Consider the following 23,615-nt stretch of genomic DNA (forward strand, 5'->3'; position numbering starts at 1 on the left):
CAAACAATATCAAAAATGAAAAAAAGCTACTTTTTTCTACTGTGTTTTTTTACTACAGTAGTATTTTCGCAAACTACAAATTACAAAAATGCTCCCAATAAAAAAGGGAGTAATTACTTTGAAATTGTCAATACTGTAAGACAAGAATTAGAACCACTAAAGAACAGTACTTCAAAAACCGATATTAAAAAAATTAAACAATTTGAACGTTGGGCATATTACTGGAAAGATAGAGTAGATGCAAACGGTAATTTTCCAAATGAACTTTTGGGATATTACAATGCAGGTATTATTGATAGAAATGGAGTAATACAACCTTCTGTAGGACAAATGTCTAGAAGTGCTCAAAGTTCTCAATCGTGGGTTAATGTTGGTCCTCAAGTAGTGCCAGATGCTAATGGTTACTCTAATTATCCACAAATGGGTAGGCTCACTAATTTTTTAAGATTTCAAAAAGTACCTGAAACCGAAAATGTACTCTTTGTAAGTGCGCCTAATGGAGGAGTTTGGAAATCTATAGATAACGGTATCACTTGGGAACCTAAGTTAGATTTTATAGCAGGAATTGGAGTGACTGATATTAAAAGTAGTTCTACTGATGCTAATGCACCAGGAACTATATATGTGTCTACAGGCGATTATGATGCTGACCATATAAAATCCATAGGAGTATTAAAATCTACTGATTTTGGAGAAACATTTCAATCAACAGGATTAACATTTAGTTTGTCTCAACAAGAGACAACGTCTAATTTAATAGTAATAAATGATAACACTGTAATCGTAGGAACTAATCAATATATAAAGAAAACAACAGATGGAGGTGCAACATGGACCAACGTTTATACGCATGTTTATAATGATGCCCAAATAGGAAAGTTTCACAGAAATGGAGCAAATATAATGTGTGCTGATAGTTGGGGAGGATTACTGTTTTCATCTAACTATGGTAACACATGGTCAATAATAAAACCTGTAGGTATAAACTATGAAAGACATGCTGTGACATCAGATTTAGCTACAGGTATATTTTATGTTCAAAACAAAGCAGGACAAATATCAACTTACAATCCTGCAGCATCAGTTCCTGCTTTAACCGATTTAGGAAATCCAACAACAAATTATAACCCACAAGGAACATACAATCAAGCTTTGGTTGTAAAAGATGGTCTAATAATTAGTGGAGGCGTAGATGCTATAAACTCTGATAATAATGGAGGCGTGTGGTATACTACTCTTAATAATGCATGGGAAGACAATAGTTCGGCAGGATCTTATGGACATGCAGATATACATGAAATGGGGTATTTAGACAATGGGTATTCATTTTGGGCATGTAATGATGGAGGATTAATTTACTTTAATTATCCAACAGTTTCGGAAGAAAAACCAGGTGTTGAGTACATGTCAGATGGTGTATTAATTACACAATTATATTCGGTAGCTATTTCTCCTCAAAGTGAAGATCATAAAATAATAGGAAACCAAGATAATGACGGTTATAGTTTGGAGATGAAAGATGGTACTTTAAAGTGGGTGTCTGCCTTAGCAGGTGACGGAACTTGTACTGCTATTGACTTTACTAACCCTTCTATTAGATATTTAGGTGGACAAAATGGCTCTCTCATTAGGACAGATTCCGGTTTTGCCAATAATTATGCAGGTGATGTTGATATTACAACACCTTCTGGAGCGCCATTTGTGTGGACAATGAAAATGAATTCAACAGTATCCACAACTTTATATGGTGGTTTTGGTGAAATATATAAATCTACAAACAAAGGAGATACATGGACTAACCTAAACTCTGGAGCTGGACAAATAGAGTTTATTGAAACCTTTGGTAATAGCTTATTTGTTATTGGTGAGAATGGAGGAAGAAAATCATTAAATGATGGAGTGTCTTGGTCAGCTATAGTAGAACCATCTGTATCTGCTGATATGAATTCAGTAACTTTTAATCAATCAAACCCAAATATTGTTTATGCTACAATTAAAGGGTATGTAGATGGTTCTAAGGTTTTCAAATCAACAGATGGAGGATTGACTTGGTCAAACATATCTTCTGGTTTACCTAATATTTTAGTAAAGCAAGTTGTTTTGAAGCAAAATCAAAGTGAAGAAATTTTGTTTTTAGGTACAGAGTTAGGTGTTTATTACAAAACAGGAGCCAATGATTGGCAACCATTAGGTCAAGGTTTGCCAAATGTTATCATAAACGATATTGAAATAAACTATACAGTTGATAAATTAATTGCAGGAACGTATGGAAGAGGGCTTTGGGAGATAAGTATAAATAATAATACATTAGGTATTGATGAAACATCACCAACAGATGATAATGCTCCAAAGTTATATCCTAATCCTGTAACAGATGGGTTGCTATATATTAATATACCAACTGAGTTTGATTATGATTATGTTATTTATAACGTAGTAGGAGGCTTAGTGAAAAAAGGAAAACTAAGTTCTGGAGATAACCTAATTAAAGTAAATGATATTGCATCAGGAATTTATGTAGTAAGAATGACTAGTGGCAATTATGTGTCAACACAAAAAGTTGTTATTAAGTAAGTAACAATTAGTTATGAGGGAAGAAAAAGGAGTCTTATGAAGACTCCTTTTTTATTGTTACTTTTTTGTGTAAACTATTTCCATACTTTTCATTTCTTGGTCTCCCATAACGATAAACATTTCAAATTTATGAGAGGTTTCAGATAATACGGTAAACACTTCTTTGACTTGCATATCTTGTCCGCTTGCAGGATCTAGCATACTGCCTTCAAGGGTTAAGGTGTTGGTTTTTTCATCCAACTGTCCTTTCATGAGCATGATACTGCTTCCAAAATTATCAATCCAAGTGGCAATAAATTCTTTTTTAGCATTATCATAGCCTGTAATGCTTTCTCCCATAAAAGGCATTCCCATCATTTCACCATTATGCGATGAACGTTGGTACAGTCCATTCATGATCATTTCGTTAGTGGTAGTTGCTTTAGACTCTGAAGGTGGTTGCGAAGGATCCATCCACATTTTTACAGTAGCGTTCCATTCACCATTCATAGCAGCTAACCATTTATGGTATTTGCCAGGAGTCATGTTGTCTTGCCATGCTTTCATTTCTTCTGGAGTTTGCGCAAACCCTGTTGCACAAAACATCAATAGTGTTAGTGATATCAGTAATTTTTTCATAATAGTATGATTAAAAGTTGATTATCATAAAGATACTAAAAATTACAACGGAATATTACCATGTTTACGTTTTGGCGTGTCTACATGTTTGTCCTCAAGCATCGCAAAGGCTTTTATCAATTTACGTCGTGTATCTTTTGGTAAAATCACTTCATCAATAAAACCGCGTTCGGTAGCACTGTAAGGATTAGCAAATTTTTCAGCATATTCAGCTTCTTTTTCTTTCCATTTTGCTTCAGGGTCATCAGCGTCTTTTATCTCTTTTCTAAAGATAATTTCGGCAGCACCTTTGGCACCCATTACGGCAATTTCAGCACTAGGCCATGCAAAGTTCATATCAGAACCAATGTGTTTAGAGTTCATCACGTCATAAGCACCACCATAAGCTTTTCGAGTGATAACCGTTATTCTTGGTACAGTGGCTTCGCTAAAAGCATACAATAATTTAGCACCATGAACAATAATACCATTCCATTCTTGGTCAGTTCCAGGTAAGAATCCAGGAACATCTTCTAGCGTTAACAATGGAATATTGAATGCGTCACAAAAACGTACAAATCGTGCTGCTTTTTTAGAGCTGTTTACATCTAATACACCTGCTAAAAACATAGGTTGATTAGCAACAATACCAATAGATTTTCCACCTAATCTCGCAAAACCAACAATAATGTTTTCGGCATGGTCTTTATGAATCTCGTAAAATGAATCTTCGTCAATAATACCAGAAATAACCTCGTGCATATCATAAGGCTTGTTGGCATTATCAGGAACAATGTCAGATAATTGTTCTCTCAATTCATCACCTAATTCAAACGGTAAATCTTTTGGCTTTTCTTGGTTGTTTTGAGGTAAGTAACTCAATAGTTTTTTGACGTCTTCTAAACATTCCACATCATTTGTTGACGTTTTATGCGCCACACCAGATTTTGATGCGTGTGTAGATGCACCACCAAGCTCTTCAGAAGTTACAGTTTCATTCGTCACAGTTTTAACCACATTTGGTCCAGTTACAAACATATAACTGGTGTTTTCAACCATAAGGGTAAAATCGGTCATGGCAGGAGAATATACAGCACCACCAGCACAAGGTCCCATAATGGCAGATAACTGCGGAATAACACCTGATGCTTGTACATTTCTGTAAAAAATATCAGCGTAACCACCAAGCGAGCGCACACCTTCTTGAATACGTGCACCACCAGAATCATTCAATCCAATTAATGGCGCACCAACTTTTACAGCAAGGTCCATAATTTTACAAATCTTTTCTGCGTGAGTTTCAGAAAGCGAACCACCAAATACGGTGAAGTCTTGTGCAAAGATGTACACCAAGCGACCATCAATAGTACCATAACCTGTTACAACGCCATCGCCATAAAACTGTTGTTTGTCCATACCAAAGTCTTTGGTACGATGCGTCACTAAAGCACCAATTTCTTCAAACGAGCCTTCATCTAATACATATTGCACGCGTTCGCGAGCCGTTAGTTTCTTGTTGGCATGTTGTTTTTCTATACGTTTTTCGCCACCACCTAAATAGGCTTGGGCTAATTTTTCGTTTAAGTCTTTTATTTTGTCTTGCATAGCATGTATGTTTTTGTTTTGTCATCCTGCGCTACGACGCAGGATCCACTTTGTCAATTTTTCTTGGATTCCGCATCAAGTGTGGAATGACAGTATTGTTGTTCTTTGTCATCCTGCGCTATGACGCAGGATCCACTTAATATATCCAATCTTCTGCTAAATCATTCCAGTTTTTATTTTCAGCTTCAATTAGGTTAATTTTCCATTGTCTATTCCAATTTTTTAATTGCTTTTCTCTTTTTATTGCATCATTTACATATTGAAATTGTTCAAAGTACACTAATTTGTCTAATCCATAATTTTTAGTAAAACCTTCTATAAGTTTTGCTTTGTGCTCAAATACTCTTCGTTCTAAATCATTTGTCATACCAATGTAAAGTGTTCCGTTCTTTTTATTTGTTAATATGTAAACATAAAATTGGTAATAATTTCCTTTCATTTTTTAAAACATTTAAATGATTTTTTATGGATTCCGTGTCGTAGCACGGAATGACAAAAGTTGATGTGTTTTTAAAAATGTTTCACTATTAATTATTTTATATATATTCCGCATTATCAAATCAAGTTTAGTACAGGCTCTGTGCGGAATGACAAGCAATTGTTCTAATTTTATCTCGTTGTACTTGTATCATTTTCTTTGTCATCCTGCGCTCCGACGCAGGATCCACTGCGTTTATTTTATGGATTCCGCATCAAGTGCGGAATGACAAGTTCGTAATACGTTTTGGTCTTCCAGATACTGTTTTACAGCAATAAGCGCAGCAATGTTTGCTTCAGTTTCTTGTTTGGCTTTAATGGCTTCTGGTGAGTAATGTTTTTTAACAAAATGAGTGTCAAAATCACCTGAACGGAAAGCATCATGTTCACAAACAAACGTTCCAAATGGAAGAGTGGTTTGAATACCTTCAATTTGATAGTTTTCTATCGCTTTTATCATAAGTTGAATAGCCTCGTCACGCGTCGTTCCGTAAGTGATTAATTTGGAAAGCATAGGATCATAATAAATAGGAATATCCATACCTTGCTCAAAACCGTTATCTACACGAATGTTTTCACCAACTGGCAATTGATACACATCTAAATGACCAACACTTGGTAAGAAATCATTTAGCGGATCTTCAGCATAAACACGCAGCTCCAAAGCATGACCATGAATACTTAAATCGGCTTGTTTTATGGCTAAAACTTCACCACGAGCCACACGAATTTGTTGTTCAACCAAATCGGTTTTTGTGATTAATTCGGTAACAGGATGTTCTACTTGCAAACGCGTATTCATTTCCAGAAAGTAGAAGTTATGGTTTTCATCCAATAAAAACTCAACTGTTCCAGCACCAATATAATCGCAGGCTTTTGCCACTTTTACAGCAGCTTCACCCATTTTAGCACGTAACTCTGGAGTTAGTACAGATGATGGCGCTTCTTCAACCACTTTTTGATGACGACGTTGAATACTACATTCGCGCTCAAATAAATGAATGACGTTACCATGTGTATCTGCCATCACCTGAATTTCAATATGACGCGGCGATGCTACATACTTCTCAATAAACACCGAACCATCACCAAAGGCGTTAACGGCTTCACTAATAGCACGATCCATTTGCGATTCAAAATCGGCTTCTTTTTCAACAATACGCATCCCTTTTCCACCACCACCAGCAGAGGCTTTTATTAAGATAGGAAACCCAATGCCTGTGGCTATGTTTTTGGCTTCAGCAATATCTGTAATAGCTTCGTCGGTTCCTGGAACCATAGGAATATCATAAGCTTTAACAGCGTCTTTGGCTGCTAGCTTGCTTCCCATAATTTTTATGGCTTTACTTTTTGGCCCAATAAAGATAATGTTGTTGGCTTCGCATAATTCGGCAAAGTCAGCATTTTCAGAAAGGAATCCATAACCAGGATGAATGGCATCTACGTTAAGGTCTTTAGCGACTTGTATAATTTTATCACCTAATAAGTACGATTGATTAGAAGGTGCTTCACCAATTAAAACAGCTTCATCAGCATATTTTACATGTGGCGCATGTCTATCTATAGTGGAATAAACGGCAACCGTTTTTATACCCATTTTTTTTGCAGTTCGCATCACACGAATGGCAATTTCGCCTCGGTTTGCTACTAATATTTTTTTAATATTCATGTTTTAGATGTTCTTTTTAGATAATAGAAAATAGAATAGAGAGCAGAGAATAGAGACGTATATATTTGATCTCTATTTTATCATTTCTTTTATCTCTTTTCTCATCTCTTGAGTTCTACTCAAATTCTATTAATAGTTGGTTTTTGTCAACAGCATCGCCTTTTGCTACAGAAATGGTTTTTATAACACCATCACGTGGAGATGTTAATACGTTTTCCATCTTCATAGCTTCAAGGATAAGCAATGTGTCATTTTCTATAACTTCTTGACCTTGTGATACGCTAATATCTAGGATAAGCCCTGGCATTGGGGCTTTTATATCGTTTACATGTTTAGAAGCACCTACTTCAAATCCCATGTCTTTAATAAGTTGGTCTAAATAATCAGCAATTGCAACATTATATACTGTGTTGTTTACTTTCACAGCATAGGTTTTGTTATTGAAATCTTTTTCTATGATTTCAGCATTAAAAGATTGATTGTTTTTTAGAATGTGAAATGTATTTGCTTTTGTAGGAACGACATCAAGGTTTTGGATGTTTTCGTTTGAAATTTCAAAATGATCTGTGTTATTAACAGATGTTTTAAAGTTCGTCATGAAATTATAATTTTAGAGCTGTAAAGGTACATAAACTAAAACGTTTTCGAAACCTTTGAAGCGTTAAGACTACTTCTTATAACTTGAAGAGTTTTTTTAAGGTTAAGCCTTTGTTGGTTTTTAGGAGTGTAGTGGTTTTTAAAAAAATAATTGCTGTAAGTAATGCGTCACCAGCAGCTGTATGTCTATCAGAGACATCAAGTACATAGTTTTCTGCAATTTCGTCAAGGGTGTATTTATCTTGTTTAATAAGGTTAGATTTAATGCGTGTCGCGCGATATAAATTTACGGTATCTAAAACGCTGTTTTTAAGTTTGGGTAAGTTATGACGCAGAAGCATTTTATTAATCATAGTGATGTCAAACCGAGCATGATGTGCCACTAAAATACTGTTGCCAATATAACTTAAGAACAGCTTTAAGGCATCTTCTTCGGTTGTGGTTTCTATACGTTCATTTTTTATGATTCCGTGAATCTCTACGGTGTTTTCATTAAAATGTTCTTGTTTAATATATACTTCAAAGGCGTTGGCAACATTGATTTCATTATTAAAAACATCAACAGCACCAATGCATAGTACACGGTCTTTTTCATAATCAAAACCCGTAGTTTCAGTATCAAGAACAACAAAGCGTGTATTGTGCAATTCACTGCGTTTAGTGGTAGCAAACAAAGCCTCATAGTCTAACCAATACTTTGGATATTCAGGTGTTGGTTTTTTATTAAAAAAAGATAACATTATACTAGAGTACTTAGGTTAAACCTTATTTTAATAAACTCTTGCAGTGTTGCTATGGTTTTAAAACAACGCTTTAGTTTCATCTTTTCTTCTTTGGTTAAGACTTCAAGAGCTATAAATCTTCCATTGTCGTTATTTAGAAGTCCGTGTTTGGTTCTAAACTTAAGGATAGCCTTAAACGCATAAGAAGACGATAAGTAAAGTTCCTTGTTTTCAGGAAACAGTTCAGCAAGTTTTTCAAATCGCTCAGCAGTATTGTTGATGTTTTTGATTTGATACGTTAGTGTTAGCAAACGACCAGCATCAATTAAAGGCATAAGTGCACGTTTTTTTAAATCGAAAAAGTCTTTATGCTTACCATCACTTTCAACAAGAAACTGTCTAAAGAAACCAAGTGGTGACGCACTTCTTAAAGCATTTACACCCAATTTGCTTAAAAACACCGAATTGGTTTTGGTTATACTTAATACATGGTCTGACAAGGCATTGGTGAGTGATGCTTCGCCATAACTAATATCAAAGTCAAAGAAAATAGAAGAGAGTAGGATTTCATCATTTCCTGTATTGGAGGTCCAGTTACTGAATTGTGCTTTCCATTCATCAAGACTTAAACACCACTTAGGGTTTTTAGCCATCATATCTGCATTACAAAACTCAAAACCTATAGTGTTTAAACGCTTGTTGACCTTTTTTGCCAGTTTTAAAAAATAGTCTCTAACGGTTTCAAGTTCTTCTTTTGGGACATTTTCAAACACAATAGCATTGTCCTGATCGGTTTGTAAAAGCTGTTCCTTACGTCCTTGACTGCCAAGAGACATCCACGCAAACTTAACAGGAGGCTCTTCTTTCATTTTCTCAAGGCATCGTTCAATAATTCGCTTTATTGTGGCATCATTTAATTCAAAAATAATCTTGCTTGTATGTGTCAATGGAATATTTTGTAGGATATAGCCTTTTAGTAAAATGGCTATTTTTTCTCGTACACGTTTAAGGTCTTTGGTGCTGTTAGTACGTTTAATCGCTTTCATTAACACAGAAGGGTTATTTCCCTTCATAAGCGTCATATCATGCTCAGAGACTAAACCAATGAGTTTAGAGTTTGGTGTGCCATCTTCGGTAATACACAAATGCCCAATTTTATGTTTCATCATGGTAATTTGTGCTTGAGCAATGGTTAAGTTTTTAGGATAACAAAGCACAGGAGCACTCATTACATTTTTAACAGGCTCTTTAATGGTATGTAAGCCAGTAGCAACTTTATTTCTAAGGTCTTTATCGGTAACAATACCCAAGGGCAAACCATTGTCTTCAATAATTATTGAGCCAATGTTTTTGGAGCTCATTAGTTTTGCAATGGTTTTAATTTTTGAAGTAGGCTTAGCAGTAACAATTTTTTTAATGTAGCTTACTGGTTGTAGCTCAAATAAGTTATCGGTTGGGTTTAAGACAATTTCGGTATCCGAAAAAAAGCGCAGTTGATGCTCTTTAGAAAAAGGGTTTTCGGTATTGGAAGCAAAACTCTCCAAAAGGTATTTACCTACCTCTTTGTTTTTTTCGGCCATAGGTTTAAAGACCTCAATAGGAATGCTGTATAATATACATTCCTCTTCGGTTATGGAGGTAATGGCATAGTTTTCTTGTGCGAAAAGCGGACGAAGTCCAAACACATCGCCTTCGTCAAACTTATCAATCACTTCAGATGTGTTGTTAATAGTCTTTTTTAGTGACACAGCACCTTTGTGAATAATATAAAAATGCTGGTGTAATGTGTCGTTTTGGTTGTAGATTATCTGTCCTTTGTCGAGATACTTAATAGTAACCTGAACAGCAATCTCCAACAACTGATTTTTTTTAAGCAAATCAAAAGGAGGGAAGCGTTTAAGGAAATCGGCAATACGTTCGGCTATAGTGTTCTTCATACTGCTAAGTTAAGCACCAAACCTGTATTTGCATAATTAATCTAGTTTAAAATGCGAATCGTTTTGATGGCGTTTTATGGCTTTTCTAGCTAGGAATAATCCAACAGCTAGCGAGACAAAAGCACCAACCCAAATACCAGGAATAAAGTCGATAAACAAAAAGAAATCGTAAGCACCATGGAATAGGGTTGCCAATGCAAGACCTATAAGATTTAGTTTTATTCTGTTATTAGAAAACTTTGCTTTACCCATAAAATAGCCCATTAGTACACCAAAGGTAGCATGTGCAGGAACTGCAGTAAAGGCTCTTAAAAATGCAATTTTATAACCACCTTCAAACACATACATAATGTTTTCGGTAGCTGCAAAACCCATTGAAACTACCACAGCATATACAATGCCATCAAAAGGCTCATTAAAGTCTTTTTTAGGCTGAGCAAAATAGCGTACGATGACATATTTGCTAAACTCTTCAACTAATCCAACAATAAAAAAAGCTTTGATGAATTGGTCAAAAACACTTGTGTTAAAAGGTATTGGAATAACACTATCTGTAACAAGGTAAAGAAAAGTTGTAATCGTTATACTTCCAATACCACCAAACAAAAAGCAATATAAGATTAACCGTTTGGGCTCTTTTTCATATTTATCTTTAAAATAAATATAAAGGATAATCATTATAACAGGAGCTATCGCAAGGAGGAGTAGATTCATAGTTGAAAATTAAGTAAAATATTAAAACCTGCTACAGTTTTTTTGGATAGCATTAAAAATAGTAGTGTAGTAGGCTCTATTGCTAGCTACAAAATGGTTGTTGGTTTCACTGTTATTCAATAAGGACTGAAATGTAGAAAAGCTAACAAGTTTTAAGGCTTCAACCTCATTTAGTTGAGGCTTTAACTCTTCTATAGGAACTTCAAGTTTAGTTATAAAAGTATGATGAAACTCGTTATCAATAATGCCATTATCATAACTTTGAAAACATTCAAACACACCAATCTTATTAAGGTCTTGTTCTAAAATAGCTAAACCTATTTCTTCTTTTGTTTCTCTAACTGCTGCCTGTGTAATGCTTTCTCCTGCATCGATATGACCAGCAACTGAAACATCCCATAGTAACGGACAAATGGTTTTTGAAGCTGCTCGTTGCGCTAGTAGAATGTCTCCATTTTTAGTGTAAAACCAAACATGCGCTGTATTATGATAAAACCCTTTGGTATGTATTACAGATTTTAAAGCAGTTTCTCCTGTTGGGTTACCAGAAGCATCAACAATGTCGATTAATTCATCCATTTAAATAAGAGTTGTCCCATCGAGCGCAGTCGAGATGTTTTTTGAGATACCTTTTTTCAAGTTCTCGACTGCGCTCGAACAGACATAGTTTGTTTTATTCAATTGCAAGATTGCCACGACCTAAAGGTCTCACAATGACATTTGCTATCTTATTTAAAGTAGCTAAATGTTTCTCCGTTTTTAATCTTTAATAAAGACTCATAAATTAACTTGATAACATTCTCTACATCTTCACGATGTACCATTTCTACTGTAGTATGCATGTAGCGTAATGGTAATGAAATTAATGCAGAGGCAACACCACCATTGCTATAAGCAAAAGCATCTGTGTCAGTTCCTGTAGCTCTTGATAATGCTGAACGCTGAAACGGGATATTTTTTTCTTCGGCTGTTTCAGTAATTAAGTCACGTAATTTTTGCTGTACTGCAGGCGCGTAAGCCACAACAGGACCTAAACCAAGTTCTAGATGACCTTCTTTTTTCTTGTCAATCATTGGAGTAGTAGTGTCATGAGTTACGTCGGTAACTATAGCTACATTAGGCTTTATAGTTTGTGTAATCATTTCAGCACCACGAAGTCCTATTTCTTCTTGTACTGAGTTTGTTATGTAAAGTCCAAAAGGCAATTTCTTTTTGTTTTCGTGAAGCAAACGCGCAACTTCAGCAATCATAAAACCTCCCATTCTGTTATCTAATGCACGACATACAAACTTGTCTTTGTTTAATATATGAAACTCATCAGGATAAGTTATGACGCAACCTACATGAACACCCATTTTTTCAACTTCTTCTTTGTCTTTTGCACCAACATCTATAGTGATGTTTTCTAAAGTAGGAGCTTGCTCTTTTGCTTTGTTTCTGGTATGAATTGCAGGCCAACCAAATACACCTTTTACAATCCCTTTTTTGGTATGGATGTTTACAATTTTACTTGGTGCTATTTGGTGATCGCTACCACCATTTCTAATTACATGGATTAATCCGTTGTCAGTAATATAGTTTACATACCACGAAATTTCATCAGCATGACCTTCAATAACTACTTTGTATTCTGCTTCAGGGTTTATAACACCAACAGCAGTTCCGTAGGTGTCAGTAATAAACTCATCAACATACGGTTTTAAGTACTCCATCCATAGTTTTTGTCCATCCCATTCATAACCAGTTGGAGACGCATTGTTTAAATATTTTTCTAAAAAGTCCATTGACTTTTTATTCAGTATACTCTTTTTTGCCATATTCAATTATTTTGGACTAAAATAATAATATTAATACGATTTTAAGGTTTTAGAGGTTGTAAATTATTAATTTTGGTCAGTACGTTTTAAGTACGTAAAAGTTTGGAATACTTTTAGCTTATATCTTGTGTATGCATAAAATAACCTACATCTTTATATTGTTTCCGTTTTTGGCATTTGCCCAATTGCGACCTGTTGTGGAGAAAGATACAACAGAGGTTGAATGGATTATAATTGAAGGTGATTCGGTTCCAAGAACAACAATTGATTTAGATGAAGTTATTCTGCTCAATAAATTAAAGTTTGATAGTAGTGAAGACCGAAAGCGCTATCTTATTTTAAAACGAAAAACTATAAAAGTATATCCTTATGCAAAACTAGCTGCTGAACGATTAGAAACTTTAAATGAACGTTTAGCAACTCTAGATTCTAAACGAGAACGTAGGCAGTATGCAAAGATAATTCAGCGATATATTGAAGAAGAGTTTTCAGCAGAATTAAAAAAACTCACTCGAACCGAAGGGCAAATACTAATAAAACTAATTCATAGGCAAACTGGTAAAACGACTTTTGAGCTTATTAAAGACCTTAGAAGTGGTTGGCGAGCTTTCTGGTTTCAAAACACTGCAAAACTGTTTGATATTTCGCTTAAAAAAGAGTTTGACCCTTTGAATGTGAAAGAGGATTATCTTATTGAAGATATTTTAGAACGTGCGTTTCAAAATGGATTATTAGTACGTCAAAAACCTGCTGTTGATATTGATTTTTATGATCTTACCGATAAATGGTTAAACCCAAAACCTACTGTTGATAAAGAATGAGAATACAAACACCTTTTGAAGAACGTCTAAACACATGGAGTCATGCACTTGGTGCTTTGTTGGGAATTGCAGGATTGGTTTTACTTATTCTCTCAGCCTTACAAGTGAAGTTGCCTTGGAGTTTATTTAGCGTAATAGTTTATGGTATTTCAATAATTGTTTTGTTTAGTGCATCCGCTTTTTATCATGCTGTAAAAGGAGAAAAGCGAAAGCATTATTTCAGGATAGTAGATCACATTAGTATTTACATGCTCATTGCAGGAACTTATACTCCTGTATTGCTCATTGCATTACCAGATAGTCTTGGTTGGCTTTTGTTTTGGGTTGTTTGGGGAATTGCTGCTTTTGGCGTTGTGCTAAAACTATTCTTTACAGGAAAGTTTGAAGTGTTTTCAACCTTACTGTATTTGGTTATGGGTTGGTTAATTGTGTTCGATTTTTCTAATGTTTCAACCGCTTTAGGAAGCAATGGAGTGTTATTATTATTTGCTGGCGGATTGTTTTACACCATAGGTATTGTGTTTTATGCTATTGAGCGTATTCCTTATAACCATGTGATTTGGCATCTTTTTGTTCTTGGAGGCGCCATTTGTCATTTTTTTATGATTTATTTTTACGTGCTTTAGTTTTTAATAGATGACAGAAATTACACTTGCAACACCCAACGATTACAAACAGATAGCCGATTTAGGTTTTATCATCTGGAACGAACATTATACACCTATTATTGGAGCGGAACAAGTAGCTTATATGCTAGATAAGTTTCAATCAGAAAAAGCTATACATCAGCAAGTAAAAGAAGGTTTTGAGTATTATTTAATCACTTTTGAAACTGTGCCTGTAGGATATATTTGCGTTAAGAAAAAGCGAGACGCTTTGTTTTTAAGCAAGATTTATGTGCTTTCTGATTACAGAGGAAAAAAAATAGGAAAAACAGCAATGCAGTTTGTTGAACGTAGAGCCAATACATTACATTGCAAGAACATTGAGTTGACAGTGAATAAATATAATGTCAATTCTATTAAAGCCTATGAAAAATTAGGGTTTAAAACTGTTGAAGCACTGGTAATGGATATAGGAAATGGTTTTGTGATGGACGATTACCGAATGGTTAAAAACCTATAAATTAATCCTTGATTACCTCTTTGTAGTCTTCAAAGAAATCTTCAAACTTGCTCATATTTTCATTGAAAAACACCATTACATCTTGCCATGTGTTTTTATTGTGGATAGACACTTTTTGTTCTAATGGAAGATAAATTCTTGATATTTCTTTACCGTTTTCTAGAAAGTATTCTTCTTCAAAAATAACGTCAGGTAAGTAATCTTGGGTTAAAATAGATTTAAGTGATACTAGTTTTTCCCAGTAGGTGATACGGTTTTCTAAATCGTCTTCAATGTCTAGCGCTATAAGTGCTTTTTTGGTGTCAAAATGAAATTTAAAGCTAAAGCCTTTTATTTTGGTATCGTATAGCGTCCATTTCCTTGGAAATGATTTTCCAAAGCTTATCCAAAAGTCTTGACGCAGTCGTCTTGATTCTTCTTTACTAAACATACCTTTTAAATTACATAAGCCATTCCAATACCTAGTAATATGGCAACTAGTTTGGTTAAGCTAAATTTATGTCCTTCATCACTTTCAAAAAGAATAACTGTAGAAATATGAAAAAATATACCAATTACAATAGCGTTAATTGCATTTACATAATTGGCAGGCATACTTGTATGATTAGAAATAAATGTTCCTAAAGGCGTCATTGCAGTAAACAAAATTAAAAACAGAACTACTTGTAATTTATTACATCTTGATTCTAGTAAAAACCCTGTAATTACTATAGCTATTGGTATTTTGTGTACTAATACACCATAAACAATATCGTTATGTTGATGTATTGGGAACCCTTCTAAAAAGCTATGAATGCATAAACTTATAAAAAGTAACCATGGAAATTCCTTGGTGTCCTCATGATGTACGTGACCATGTTCAGCACCTTTTGAGAAAAACTCCAAAATAATCTGTATAAGAATACCTGTCATTATAAGTAAGCCTGTTTTTTTGGCTTCTAAGTGATGATAAACTTCTGGGAGTAATTCAAAAAGCGTTAAAGCTAATAAAAACGCACCACTAAAGGATAGTAGTAATTTAGAGTGTAGGTTCTTCTTTTTGTAAATCAATACGATTAAAACACCCAAAATTACTGCATATACAGGAAATAAATATTTGTTCATTATTTAGTGCTTGGTAGTTTTGTTTTTGCTTCTTTTCTAGAATAAGATCCTACTTCGTATTTCATTTCAGTTCTTAACCAAGTTAGGTTTTCTTTTAAATTAGAAATGTCAACATCATTTAATTCCTCTTTCTTTTTTAAAATTTTAATAGCTCCTAATAGTCTATTAGTGGCTTTAAAAGGTAATAGCAATCCGCCACCATCATCATACCATTGTTTCATATTATTCAACTTCTCAATTTGAGCATCCTTAGTTGTTAAGTTATATTCACAAAGTTTCCATAATTCAATGTAATACGTTGCTCTTTTCATGGCGATCTCTTTTTTGAGTTCATTGCGAGCATTAAAAATGGCTAGATAATAATTTCCGGCAAAACCTATAATTATACCAATTATGGTTAGCGATATATTTTGTAAAATTTCCAACATCTATTTCTAATTAATTACTGCTAAATATAAATGAGATTTTTAGTGCATTGGCAAAAATAAAGTATTTTTGAATTTTGAAAGTACTATAAGGCATTTATGTATGGAGAATAATTTTAAAATGGTTGCCAAAACCTTATTTGGCTTTGAGGATTTACTAGAAAAGGAGCTATTGCAATTAGGAGCACAAGACATTAAAAAAGGAGTGCGAAATGTAAGCTTTGTTGGTGATAAAGGATTTATGTATAAAGCCAATTTAGGATTAAGAACAGCCATAAAAATTCTTAAACCCATAAAAACGTTTAGAGTTATAACTGAACAAGATTTATATGATAAGGTGTACAAAATGCCTTGGGAAAACTATATGAAACCTACAGGTTCTTTGGCAATTGATGCTACAGTACATTCTAATGTGTTTACACATTCAAAATACATTGCATTAAAAACAAAAGATGCTATTGTAGATAAATTTAGAGATACTACTCAAGAGCGACCTAATGTAGATTTACGTTTTCCTGATTTAAAAATAAATGTCCATATCGATAGGCAACAATGTACCATTTCGTTAGATACATCAGGAGAATCGTTACACAGAAGAGGCTATAAAACAGCTACCAACATTGCACCAATAAACGAAGTGCTAGCTGCAGGATTGATTATGCTATCAGGTTGGGATGGACAGAGTGATTTTATGGACCCAATGTGTGGTAGTGGAACCATTTTAGCCGAAGCAGCAATGATAGCTTGTAATATTCCGCCTAATTTAATGCGAAAAGAATTTGCTTTTGAAAGATGGCAGGATTGGGATGTGGATTTATTTGAAACCATTGAAGAGTCTTTATTGAAAAAGACCAGAGATTTTCATCATAAAATTATAGGTTACGACAAGTCACCAAGTGCTGTTAAAAAAGCTAAAGACAATATAAAAAACGCGCACTTAGACGAGTTTATAAGCATTCAGCATGAAGACTTTTTTAAGACCCAAAAAGCAGGAGATAAAAAGCTGCACATGGTTTTTAATCCGCCTTATGGAGAACGTTTAGATATTGACATGGAGAAATTTTATACCAATATTGGTGATACCCTAAAACAAGGTTACCCAGGAACTCACGCTTGGTTTATTACCTCTAACTTAGATGCGCTAAAGTTTGTAGGCTTACGACCTTCACGAAAAATAAAACTGTTTAATGCTAAATTAGAATCTCGTTTAGTAAAATACGAAATGTATGAAGGCAGTAAGAAAGCTAAATATATGGACTAGTCTAAAAACTTGAAGGACTCCAGAATTTTAACACCTTGTTTTACACTAATATCATAGCAATATAGGTTTATATCATATGCTTTTTTATTGTCCTCTCTATAAATTACAGCATTTAAAACATAATCTTCACCATCACGACAAACTGTGTAGTGGCTCATATAGTTAGGTAAAAAAGGACGACCATCTTCAATAATATCCATATACATATTTTTACAACCTTCTCTGCTCACAAGTTTAAGAGTGTTTGAATTTTTATCAACGTTTTGGTTAATAGTAACAATTTGCATATTTATGCCTAAAACATCATTTTCTCCATCATAATCGGTTTCATCTTCATCTCCTTCAGTATCAATTTTTTGTTTTGTTTCAAAGGTGAGTTTACCATCTTTCCAAACGTTAACGTATTGTGCATTGGCATTAAGTGAAAGTGTTAAAAATGCGATAAATAGAAGTGTTTTTTTCATAAGTATATAGTTAATTGATTAATAGTTTTCTTGTAACTGTTTAGTGTGGTGCTCTACGTGATAAGCAGTCCACATTATTATTTCTCGTAAAGGCATTTTTCCCATTAAAGGATGAGGCAATATAAGTGTGTCTAAATGTTTGTCAGATAACTTTCGAGTCTTGTATTGTAGTTTTTTGTTTTCAACCTGTAAGCGGTTTAAAATGTAGTTTTTGTCTTTTAGCAAAGGAACTTTCATGTTTTTTGATGGACCATAAACGATACCTTTAGACTCTTGTAATCGCTCTTGGTATCTATTTACAACAATTGCGTAATCTCTCACAGCTCTATTAGCTGTTCCAAACCGATATTTTATAATAAACTTAGGAAGACTTAACGCATCGTTAAGTGGTTTTATGCTTTGAAGTAAATGCAATGCTTGCTGGCCAGAAGTCCATTTTCCTTCAGGACCTTGCTGCCATTTTTCATCATCTTGAGAACTTAACACATCAATTAAAATCTGATGCTTTGATTCTAAAAGTTCAGCAATGCTTTCCTTGTCCATAAATTGTGATCATTTTCATTGAAAAGATACACAATTTTTAGTCTTCTTTAGCGACTTTCTTATCTTTTTTGTAGATAGGTATTAGGTAAGATATATTGTATCCAAATCCTATTCCAAAACGTCCGCTGTCATAGGTTCGGTTAAATCCAGGAATGTAAAGATTTTCAAAATCGCTAGGTGCATTTTCGCTTACTAAACCTTTTAATTGAAGGTTTAATCCAACATATAAATTGTTTAAAGTTTCGGCTTTAATACCAATTATAAGTTCGGCCCAAATAGCTGACAAACCATCAAACTCTTTAGTATCTGAAGGAGAAAAAGGCTCATTCCAGTATTGGTCAGGGTTGTAAATGGTGTAATTGTTTAATGTTTGACTAAAGGTGCTTACTCCAGCTCTAAGTCCGCCATATATCATGTTTTCCATGTCTAACCAGTTTAGGTACATGTTGTAATCAACTCCAGCTTTAAAGTAACTTCCTTTTGAAGTGACATCGAGGTAATCTGTAACTAAGTTGTTTTCTTCAGTACCAAGCTCTCCTGCTAGATAAAGTCTTTTGGTAAGTCTGTAATCGGCATTTATTTCAAACCCAGTATAATCGTCATCTAAAAAGGAACGCACAGGTTTGCTAAGGTCTATACCTAGTCTCAATCCATATTTTTGTTTAAAAACAAGAGTGTCATTAGATGTTTTGCTGTCTTCTTGTTCACTTGTATTTTGCGAAAATGATGTTATGGAGCATAACATCAAAAATACCAGACTAATGATAGATATTGATGTGTGCTGCTTTTTCATCTTCAATTGTAGTGTTTACGGTTAGTGCGTTTATAATCCATACGTCATCGTCATCGGCTTCAATGACGTCAATTTCAGTACCTGCAAATATACTTTTATAACCACAAGCTCTTGATACGTATATAAATTCTGGTGTGTAGCTTACTTCAATAACATCAGTATTTGAAGCGTTACTATCGTTACCATTAGTGTCATAGTCGGTGTCTTTTTTTAATTCAAAGAAAGTTGAAATGGTCTCACCTTCGTTTTGAAACCTTAATGGAAGCAAGATAGAATCAGTATTGGTGTTAGTGACAATTTCTTCATCTACACCTTGACCTTTTACAGACAAACGCCTTACAGATTTTGTTTCTTCAGGATTATTAACGTCATAAAAACGTATGATTAAATGTGGCGTAGTTGCTGTTGCTTCAGCACAAATGTCATCTCTTTCGCAGCCTAAAAATAGGACAGCAATTAAAAAGACTAAGACGCTAATTTTTTTTATCATTATAATTTTTCTTTTTTCAGTGATAGTCTACACAAGATTTTTTGTAATAGCTTACTTTTCAAATAAAACCACAGTCTCAATATGTGCTGTATGTGGAAATTGATCCACAAGACTAAGCTTTTTTATTTCATATCCTGACTGCATTAATTGCTCAGTATCTCTAGCTTGTGTGGCTGGATTGCAAGATACATAAACCAAACGTTCTGCGCCTAGGTTTATTATTTTATTTAAAGTTTTTGGCGCAATACCAGCTCTAGCAGGATCTAAGATAATGGTTCTTATTTTGTTTTTAAACTCAGGATGCTCGGTTAAGAATTTACCAACATCAGCAGCATAAAATTCTAAGCCTTTAATGTTGTTTCGTTTTGCATTTTCTTTAGCATCTGCAATGGCTGAAGCTACAATATCTACACCAACAATTTTAGCATTGTTGGATTTGCTAGCAACTATTTGTCCTATGGTTCCCGTACCACAAAATAAATCTAAAACAACGGTATTGTCTATAGCGTCTTTATTTTCTAAAGCATAATCAACTACTTTAGAGTATAGTTTTTCAGCACATTTTGGGTTGGTTTGAAAGAAGCTTTTCATGCTAATTTCAAAATTAAGACCTAGTAGTTCTTCAACTATTTTATCTTCACCATAAACTAAGCGTATGCTTCCAGTGGTAGCAATGGTTCTATCTCCAATTTCGTCATTAATGGTATGTAATAAACCAGCAACTCTATCTCCAAACAATTCTACTAAATAATTAGCAAATGCATCTAAATCAAATTGGTCTAAATCATAAGAAGTAGTCACTAAATTGAATAGCAGCTTATTGGTTTTATAGGATTTTCTTACCACGAAAAAACGGAAAAACCCTTCTTTTTTAGGAGCATGCCATGGTGCTAATCCTGTATTTTCGCAATACGCTCTAATGTCTTTAAGGTGGTTTTCTAACTGCGCATCGAATAAACCAGAATCGCTATTTAAGTTATCACCACACCACCAAAGACCACGACGTTTAAACCCAAGTGTAAACTCGTCTACATCAGTTTTAGCTTCACGATTATAACCAATAGCTGAAAAGCCATATTCCATTTTATTACGATAATGAAATGTATTAGGTGAACTTACAAACTCATCATACTTGGTTTCTATATCCTTTACTTTTCCAATACGCTTAAAAAGTTCTAATGTACTTTGCGTTTTATAGTCATGCTGTTTGTCTATTGGAAGCTGAATATAAGGTGCACCAGGAATATCTTGATAAGGAGTTTCTATTTCATCTTCAGAAGGTTTTAAAACATCAAGCAACTTACATTCGGCATATTTTTTACTCGATTTTTTAACCTGAGCTTTCACTAACTGACCAGGTAAAGTATTAGGCACAAAAACAACAAACTCACCATGTTCATTTCTAATACGTCCTATACCTTTACCACCAAAAGCATAATCTTCTATTAAGATATCTATCGTTTCGCCACGTTTTACAAACTTATTGCGTTCTCGTCTTGCCATGTGCTTAAAATTTTGATTGCAAAGATAGTGGCATTTTATAAAATTCTACACTTAAAATTGATAGTGATTATTTATAAATCGTTCAGAAATTACTAAATTTACATCCTCTAGGGATGATTTCTCTCCCACGCTGCTTTTTCTAAGCGTCACCATAACTTCAAAAATGGTTGCGCAACGCTTATGAAAGAATAAAGGTAGAGCAGGAATGGTTATTTTTTCACAATTAAAATTTTTTTAAAATGGCTGTTTTAGACCAATTAACATCGCAACAAGCGATAGATTTAGAAAACAAGTATGGTGCACACAATTACCATCCGTTACCTGTAGTGTTGAGTAGAGGAGAAGGTGTCCATGTTTGGGATGTAGAGGGTAAGCAATATTATGATTTTTTATCGGCTTACTCAGCAGTTAACCAAGGACATTGTCACCCAAAAATTGTAGATGCCATGGTATCTCAAGCAAAAACTTTAACCTTAACTTCTAGAGCGTTTTATAACGACATGCTAGGAAAGTATGAACAGTATGCAACTGAAATGTTTGGGTTTGATAAATTATTGCCAATGAATACAGGAGCTGAAGCTGTTGAAACGGCTTTAAAGCTTTGTAGAAAATGGGCTTATGAAGTAAAAGGTATTTCAGAAAACGATGCTGAAATTATTGTTTGCGAAAACAATTTCCATGGAAGAACAACTACAATTATCTCGTTTAGTAACGATCCTGTAGCACGTAAAAACTTTGGACCTTATACTAAAGGGTTTATAAAAATTGAATACGATAATCTAGAAGCTTTAGAAACTGCTTTAAAAAACAATCCTAACGTAGCAGGTTTTATGGTTGAGCCAATACAAGGAGAAGCAGGAGTTTATGTGCCAAGTGATGGGTATTTAGCCAAAGCAAAGGCGTTATGTGAAGCCCATGGTGTACTTTTTATTGCAGACGAAGTGCAAACTGGTATTGCTAGAACAGGAAAGTTGTTAGCTGTAGACCATGAAAATGTAAAACCAGATGTGTTAATTCTTGGTAAAGCATTATCTGGAGGTGCTTATCCTGTTTCGGCTGTGTTAGCAAACGATAACATTATGAATGTGATTAAACCAGGAAACCACGGAAGTACTTTTGGTGGCAACCCTGTTGCTGCTGCTGTTGCTATTGCTGCTTTAGAAGTGGTTAAAGACGAGCAGCTAGCTGAAAATGCTGAAGCACTAGGACAATTATTCCGTGAGGAAATGAATAAATACATTGCAACAAGTTCTACCGTTAATTTAGTAAGAGGAAAAGGATTGCTAAATGCTATTGTTATAAATGATGATGAAGATAGCGATACAGCTTGGAACATTTGTTTGGCATTAAGAGATAATGGTCTTTTAGCTAAACCAACACATGGTAATATTATTAGATTTGCACCACCTTTAGTAATGAACAAGGAGCAACTGTTAGACTGTGTGTCAATTATAACAAAGACATTACAACAATTTGAAAACTAAATTTATGGAACAGCAATCGGCTTTTAAAAGCTTTGAACTAGATGTTAATCAAGAGATTATTGATTATTTAAAAGAAACATCTAAATGGTCTTATATTTTATCAATATTAGGATTTGTAGGAATAGGTTTTATGCTTATTGGAGCATTGATTATGGCCATTTCAGGAGGCATTGCAAACAGTGGATTTGATGGAGCGTATGGAGCAGGATACGCTGTTGGTGTAGCGTTTGTATATGTTGTTTTAGCGCTTGTTTATTTGTTTCCTGTGTTATACTTATTTAGGTTTTCTAAAAACATGAAAAGTGCGTTAAGACTAAGCAATAATCAAGACTTTAAAAAGGCGTTTGCAAACCTAAAATCTCACTATAAGTTTATCGGGATTTTTACTATTGTAGTTATTTCTTTATACACTTTAATTTTAATAGGAGCAGTAGTTGGAGCTTCCTTATTTTAAAAACTGACATTAATTTATAAGAAAAAAAGCGACCATTTGGTTGCTTTTTTTTTTGTTAAGGTGCTAACTCGGTAAACGGAAAAACACTAATATTTCTAAGTATCCAAAACAGAATAACAATTACTAAAATTACTTTTGTGGTAATTGGTTTATGAGTTAGATTTTTATAGGTTGTTGTGGTAAACTTGTTAAGCAAAAACAAGATAGACTGATACCCTAAAACTATAAATAGAAGAAATATTAGATAATTGTGTCTTATACCTTCAATAATTTCACCATTAATTAACTTGTGTATTGCTCTTTGACTACCACAACCAGGACAGAAAATGCTAGTAAGAGCATAAAAAGGACATTTAGGAAAAAAGGCATGGTTAGACGGATTCCAAAAAAAATATAGTGATAGCATTCCTAAAAATACTATCACTATACTTGTGTATAC

The 23,615-nt window shown here is 34.1% G+C and carries 26 protein-coding genes; 7 read left to right on the forward strand and 19 right to left on the reverse strand.

What is annotated here, in order from left to right:
• Window positions 1-15 precede the first annotated feature (15 nt).
• A complete protein-coding gene (locus OD803_RS07545) occupies window positions 16-2,574 on the forward strand; it encodes a T9SS type A sorting domain-containing protein (RefSeq protein ID WP_262732985.1) in 2,559 nt (852 codons plus the stop codon).
• Between the two features lie 57 nt (window positions 2,575-2,631).
• Here OD803_RS07545 and OD803_RS07550 read toward each other — a convergent pair whose 3' ends face one another.
• The 10 genes from OD803_RS07550 to OD803_RS07595 form a co-directional block, all read right to left on the reverse strand.
• The gene (locus OD803_RS07550; protein WP_262732986.1) at window positions 2,632-3,192 is read right to left on the reverse strand and encodes a DUF1579 domain-containing protein; all 561 of its coding nucleotides are present in this window, start codon (window positions 3,190-3,192) and stop codon (window positions 2,632-2,634) included.
• 42 nt (window positions 3,193-3,234) lie between these two features.
• Complete coding sequence (locus OD803_RS07555) at window positions 3,235-4,776, reverse strand: acyl-CoA carboxylase subunit beta (RefSeq protein ID WP_262732987.1); 1,542 nt, start codon at window positions 4,774-4,776, stop codon at window positions 3,235-3,237.
• Between the two features lie 136 nt (window positions 4,777-4,912).
• Entirely contained in the window at window positions 4,913-5,215 is a 303-nt protein-coding gene (locus OD803_RS07560) for a GIY-YIG nuclease family protein (protein ID WP_262732988.1), read from the reverse strand.
• A 234-nt stretch (window positions 5,216-5,449) separates the two neighbouring features.
• Window positions 5,450-6,916, reverse strand: a complete 1,467-nt coding sequence (gene accC, locus OD803_RS07565; RefSeq protein WP_262733011.1) for an acetyl-CoA carboxylase biotin carboxylase subunit — start codon at window positions 6,914-6,916, stop codon at window positions 5,450-5,452.
• A gap of 121 nt (window positions 6,917-7,037) precedes the next feature.
• Complete coding sequence (locus OD803_RS07570) at window positions 7,038-7,520, reverse strand: acetyl-CoA carboxylase biotin carboxyl carrier protein subunit (protein WP_262732989.1); 483 nt, start codon at window positions 7,518-7,520, stop codon at window positions 7,038-7,040.
• Window positions 7,521-7,596: 76 nt separating this feature from the next.
• Window positions 7,597-8,259: a 3'-5' exonuclease gene (locus OD803_RS07575; RefSeq protein WP_262732990.1), complete on the reverse strand. Its 663-nt coding sequence runs from the start codon at window positions 8,257-8,259 to the stop codon at window positions 7,597-7,599.
• Entirely contained in the window at window positions 8,259-10,178 is a 1,920-nt protein-coding gene (locus OD803_RS07580; protein ID WP_134200062.1) for a DUF294 nucleotidyltransferase-like domain-containing protein, read from the reverse strand. The genes OD803_RS07575 and OD803_RS07580 overlap by 1 nt, the downstream gene beginning before the upstream one ends.
• Window positions 10,179-10,214: 36 nt before the next feature.
• Window positions 10,215-10,892 carry a PrsW family intramembrane metalloprotease gene (locus OD803_RS07585; RefSeq protein WP_262732991.1) on the reverse strand — a complete coding sequence of 226 codons (678 nt, stop codon included), beginning with the start codon at window positions 10,890-10,892 and terminating at the stop codon, window positions 10,215-10,217.
• Window positions 10,893-10,913: 21 nt separating this feature from the next.
• Window positions 10,914-11,471, reverse strand: a complete 558-nt coding sequence (locus tag OD803_RS07590) for an NUDIX hydrolase (protein ID WP_262732992.1) — start codon at window positions 11,469-11,471, stop codon at window positions 10,914-10,916.
• A gap of 149 nt (window positions 11,472-11,620) precedes the next feature.
• Window positions 11,621-12,709 (reverse strand): M42 family metallopeptidase, encoded by a 1,089-nt coding sequence (locus OD803_RS07595; RefSeq protein ID WP_262732993.1) that lies wholly within the window; start codon window positions 12,707-12,709, stop codon window positions 11,621-11,623.
• 131 nt (window positions 12,710-12,840) lie between these two features.
• Here OD803_RS07595 and OD803_RS07600 point away from each other — a divergent pair, with 131 nt between their 5' ends.
• The 3 genes from OD803_RS07600 to OD803_RS07610 are packed head-to-tail and all read left to right on the forward strand — an operon-like array spanning window position 12,841 to window position 14,655.
• Complete coding sequence (locus OD803_RS07600) at window positions 12,841-13,530, forward strand: DUF4294 domain-containing protein (protein WP_131507351.1); 690 nt, start codon at window positions 12,841-12,843, stop codon at window positions 13,528-13,530.
• Window positions 13,527-14,156, forward strand: coding sequence for a PAQR family membrane homeostasis protein TrhA (trhA, locus tag OD803_RS07605; RefSeq protein ID WP_129760732.1), 630 nt, complete (start codon window positions 13,527-13,529; stop codon window positions 14,154-14,156). The genes OD803_RS07600 and trhA overlap by 4 nt, the downstream gene beginning before the upstream one ends.
• Window positions 14,157-14,166: 10 nt before the next feature.
• A complete protein-coding gene (locus OD803_RS07610; RefSeq protein ID WP_262732994.1) occupies window positions 14,167-14,655 on the forward strand; it encodes a GNAT family N-acetyltransferase in 489 nt (162 codons plus the stop codon).
• Window position 14,656: 1 nt separating this feature from the next.
• Here the strand turns inward: OD803_RS07610 and OD803_RS07615 are convergent, their stop codons facing one another.
• The 3 genes from OD803_RS07615 to OD803_RS07625 are packed head-to-tail and all read right to left on the reverse strand — an operon-like array spanning window position 14,657 to window position 16,187.
• Window positions 14,657-15,085: a DUF4268 domain-containing protein gene (locus OD803_RS07615; protein WP_262732995.1), complete on the reverse strand. Its 429-nt coding sequence runs from the start codon at window positions 15,083-15,085 to the stop codon at window positions 14,657-14,659.
• Between the two features lie 5 nt (window positions 15,086-15,090).
• Window positions 15,091-15,759 carry a ZIP family metal transporter gene (locus OD803_RS07620; RefSeq protein WP_262732996.1) on the reverse strand — a complete coding sequence of 223 codons (669 nt, stop codon included), beginning with the start codon at window positions 15,757-15,759 and terminating at the stop codon, window positions 15,091-15,093.
• Window positions 15,759-16,187 (reverse strand): hypothetical protein, encoded by a 429-nt coding sequence (locus OD803_RS07625; protein ID WP_262732997.1) that lies wholly within the window; start codon window positions 16,185-16,187, stop codon window positions 15,759-15,761. Before OD803_RS07625 ends, OD803_RS07620 begins: the two co-directional genes overlap by 1 nt.
• A 100-nt stretch (window positions 16,188-16,287) precedes the next feature.
• Here OD803_RS07625 and OD803_RS07630 point away from each other — a divergent pair, with 100 nt between their 5' ends.
• On the forward strand, window positions 16,288-17,445 hold the full coding sequence (locus tag OD803_RS07630) for a THUMP domain-containing class I SAM-dependent RNA methyltransferase (RefSeq protein ID WP_262732998.1): 1,158 nt from the start codon (window positions 16,288-16,290) through the stop codon (window positions 17,443-17,445).
• On the opposite strand, the gene OD803_RS07635 is transcribed toward OD803_RS07630, so the two are convergent.
• From OD803_RS07635 to rlmD, 5 genes are read right to left on the reverse strand one after another with little or no spacing between them, the layout of a single operon-like run.
• Window positions 17,442-17,909 carry a hypothetical protein gene (locus tag OD803_RS07635; RefSeq protein WP_129760737.1) on the reverse strand — a complete coding sequence of 156 codons (468 nt, stop codon included), beginning with the start codon at window positions 17,907-17,909 and terminating at the stop codon, window positions 17,442-17,444. The two genes, OD803_RS07630 and OD803_RS07635, sit on opposite strands and share 4 nt — an antisense overlap.
• 18 nt (window positions 17,910-17,927) lie before the next feature.
• Entirely contained in the window at window positions 17,928-18,452 is a 525-nt protein-coding gene (locus tag OD803_RS07640) for a DinB family protein (RefSeq protein ID WP_262732999.1), read from the reverse strand.
• Between the two features lie 37 nt (window positions 18,453-18,489).
• Window positions 18,490-19,245, reverse strand: a complete 756-nt coding sequence (locus OD803_RS07645; RefSeq protein WP_262733000.1) for a DUF6048 family protein — start codon at window positions 19,243-19,245, stop codon at window positions 18,490-18,492.
• Window positions 19,211-19,735 carry a DUF6452 family protein gene (locus tag OD803_RS07650; RefSeq protein ID WP_262733001.1) on the reverse strand — a complete coding sequence of 175 codons (525 nt, stop codon included), beginning with the start codon at window positions 19,733-19,735 and terminating at the stop codon, window positions 19,211-19,213. Before OD803_RS07650 ends, OD803_RS07645 begins: the two co-directional genes overlap by 35 nt.
• Before the next feature lie 51 nt (window positions 19,736-19,786).
• On the reverse strand, window positions 19,787-21,238 hold the full coding sequence (gene rlmD / locus OD803_RS07655; RefSeq protein WP_262733002.1) for a 23S rRNA (uracil(1939)-C(5))-methyltransferase RlmD: 1,452 nt from the start codon (window positions 21,236-21,238) through the stop codon (window positions 19,787-19,789).
• Window positions 21,239-21,477: 239 nt separating this feature from the next.
• On the opposite strand from rlmD, the gene rocD reads away from it, so the two are divergent.
• Window positions 21,478-22,722, forward strand: a complete 1,245-nt coding sequence (gene rocD, locus OD803_RS07660; RefSeq protein ID WP_262733003.1) for an ornithine--oxo-acid transaminase — start codon at window positions 21,478-21,480, stop codon at window positions 22,720-22,722.
• Between the two features lie 4 nt (window positions 22,723-22,726).
• Window positions 22,727-23,176, forward strand: coding sequence for a DUF5362 family protein (locus OD803_RS07665; RefSeq protein ID WP_262733004.1), 450 nt, complete (start codon window positions 22,727-22,729; stop codon window positions 23,174-23,176).
• Window positions 23,177-23,231: 55 nt separating this feature from the next.
• Here OD803_RS07665 and OD803_RS07670 read toward each other — a convergent pair whose 3' ends face one another.
• Entirely contained in the window at window positions 23,232-23,600 is a 369-nt protein-coding gene (locus OD803_RS07670) for a DUF2752 domain-containing protein (protein ID WP_262733005.1), read from the reverse strand.
• Between the last annotated feature and the right edge of the window lie 15 nt (window positions 23,601-23,615).

The organism is Gaetbulibacter sp. NE (genome assembly GCF_025548475.1).
Taxonomy (GTDB): domain Bacteria; phylum Bacteroidota; class Bacteroidia; order Flavobacteriales; family Flavobacteriaceae; genus Gaetbulibacter_B; species Gaetbulibacter_B jejuensis.

Excerpts from the sequence above, each read along its gene's own strand:
- OD803_RS07620 (WP_262732996.1), bottom strand. The coding sequence starts at position 15,759 with ATGAACAAATATTTATTTCCTGTATATGCAGTAATTTTGGGTGTTTTA.
- OD803_RS07555 (WP_262732987.1), bottom strand. The coding sequence starts at position 4,776 with ATGCAAGACAAAATAAAAGACTTAAACGAAAAATTAGCCCAAGCCTAT.
- OD803_RS07580 (WP_134200062.1), bottom strand. The coding sequence starts at position 10,178 with ATGAAGAACACTATAGCCGAACGTATTGCCGATTTCCTTAAACGCTTC.
- OD803_RS07610 (WP_262732994.1), top strand. The coding sequence starts at position 14,167 with ATGACAGAAATTACACTTGCAACACCCAACGATTACAAACAGATAGCC.
- OD803_RS07545 (WP_262732985.1), top strand. The coding sequence starts at position 16 with ATGAAAAAAAGCTACTTTTTTCTACTGTGTTTTTTTACTACAGTAGTA.
- OD803_RS07590 (WP_262732992.1), bottom strand. The coding sequence starts at position 11,471 with ATGGATGAATTAATCGACATTGTTGATGCTTCTGGTAACCCAACAGGA.
- OD803_RS07600 (WP_131507351.1), top strand. The coding sequence starts at position 12,841 with ATGCATAAAATAACCTACATCTTTATATTGTTTCCGTTTTTGGCATTT.
- OD803_RS07645 (WP_262733000.1), bottom strand. The coding sequence starts at position 19,245 with ATGAAAAAGCAGCACACATCAATATCTATCATTAGTCTGGTATTTTTG.
- OD803_RS07615 (WP_262732995.1), bottom strand. The coding sequence starts at position 15,085 with ATGTTTAGTAAAGAAGAATCAAGACGACTGCGTCAAGACTTTTGGATA.
- OD803_RS07550 (WP_262732986.1), bottom strand. The coding sequence starts at position 3,192 with ATGAAAAAATTACTGATATCACTAACACTATTGATGTTTTGTGCAACA.
- OD803_RS07665 (WP_262733004.1), top strand. The coding sequence starts at position 22,727 with ATGGAACAGCAATCGGCTTTTAAAAGCTTTGAACTAGATGTTAATCAA.
- rlmD (WP_262733002.1), bottom strand. The coding sequence starts at position 21,238 with ATGGCAAGACGAGAACGCAATAAGTTTGTAAAACGTGGCGAAACGATA.
- OD803_RS07625 (WP_262732997.1), bottom strand. The coding sequence starts at position 16,187 with ATGTTGGAAATTTTACAAAATATATCGCTAACCATAATTGGTATAATT.
- OD803_RS07575 (WP_262732990.1), bottom strand. The coding sequence starts at position 8,259 with ATGTTATCTTTTTTTAATAAAAAACCAACACCTGAATATCCAAAGTAT.
- OD803_RS07570 (WP_262732989.1), bottom strand. The coding sequence starts at position 7,520 with ATGACGAACTTTAAAACATCTGTTAATAACACAGATCATTTTGAAATT.
- OD803_RS07640 (WP_262732999.1), bottom strand. The coding sequence starts at position 18,452 with ATGGACAAGGAAAGCATTGCTGAACTTTTAGAATCAAAGCATCAGATT.
- OD803_RS07585 (WP_262732991.1), bottom strand. The coding sequence starts at position 10,892 with ATGAATCTACTCCTCCTTGCGATAGCTCCTGTTATAATGATTATCCTT.
- OD803_RS07560 (WP_262732988.1), bottom strand. The coding sequence starts at position 5,215 with ATGAAAGGAAATTATTACCAATTTTATGTTTACATATTAACAAATAAA.
- trhA (WP_129760732.1), top strand. The coding sequence starts at position 13,527 with ATGAGAATACAAACACCTTTTGAAGAACGTCTAAACACATGGAGTCAT.
- rocD (WP_262733003.1), top strand. The coding sequence starts at position 21,478 with ATGGCTGTTTTAGACCAATTAACATCGCAACAAGCGATAGATTTAGAA.
- OD803_RS07650 (WP_262733001.1), bottom strand. The coding sequence starts at position 19,735 with ATGATAAAAAAAATTAGCGTCTTAGTCTTTTTAATTGCTGTCCTATTT.
- OD803_RS07635 (WP_129760737.1), bottom strand. The coding sequence starts at position 17,909 with ATGAAAAAAACACTTCTATTTATCGCATTTTTAACACTTTCACTTAAT.
- OD803_RS07630 (WP_262732998.1), top strand. The coding sequence starts at position 16,288 with ATGGAGAATAATTTTAAAATGGTTGCCAAAACCTTATTTGGCTTTGAG.
- OD803_RS07595 (WP_262732993.1), bottom strand. The coding sequence starts at position 12,709 with ATGGCAAAAAAGAGTATACTGAATAAAAAGTCAATGGACTTTTTAGAA.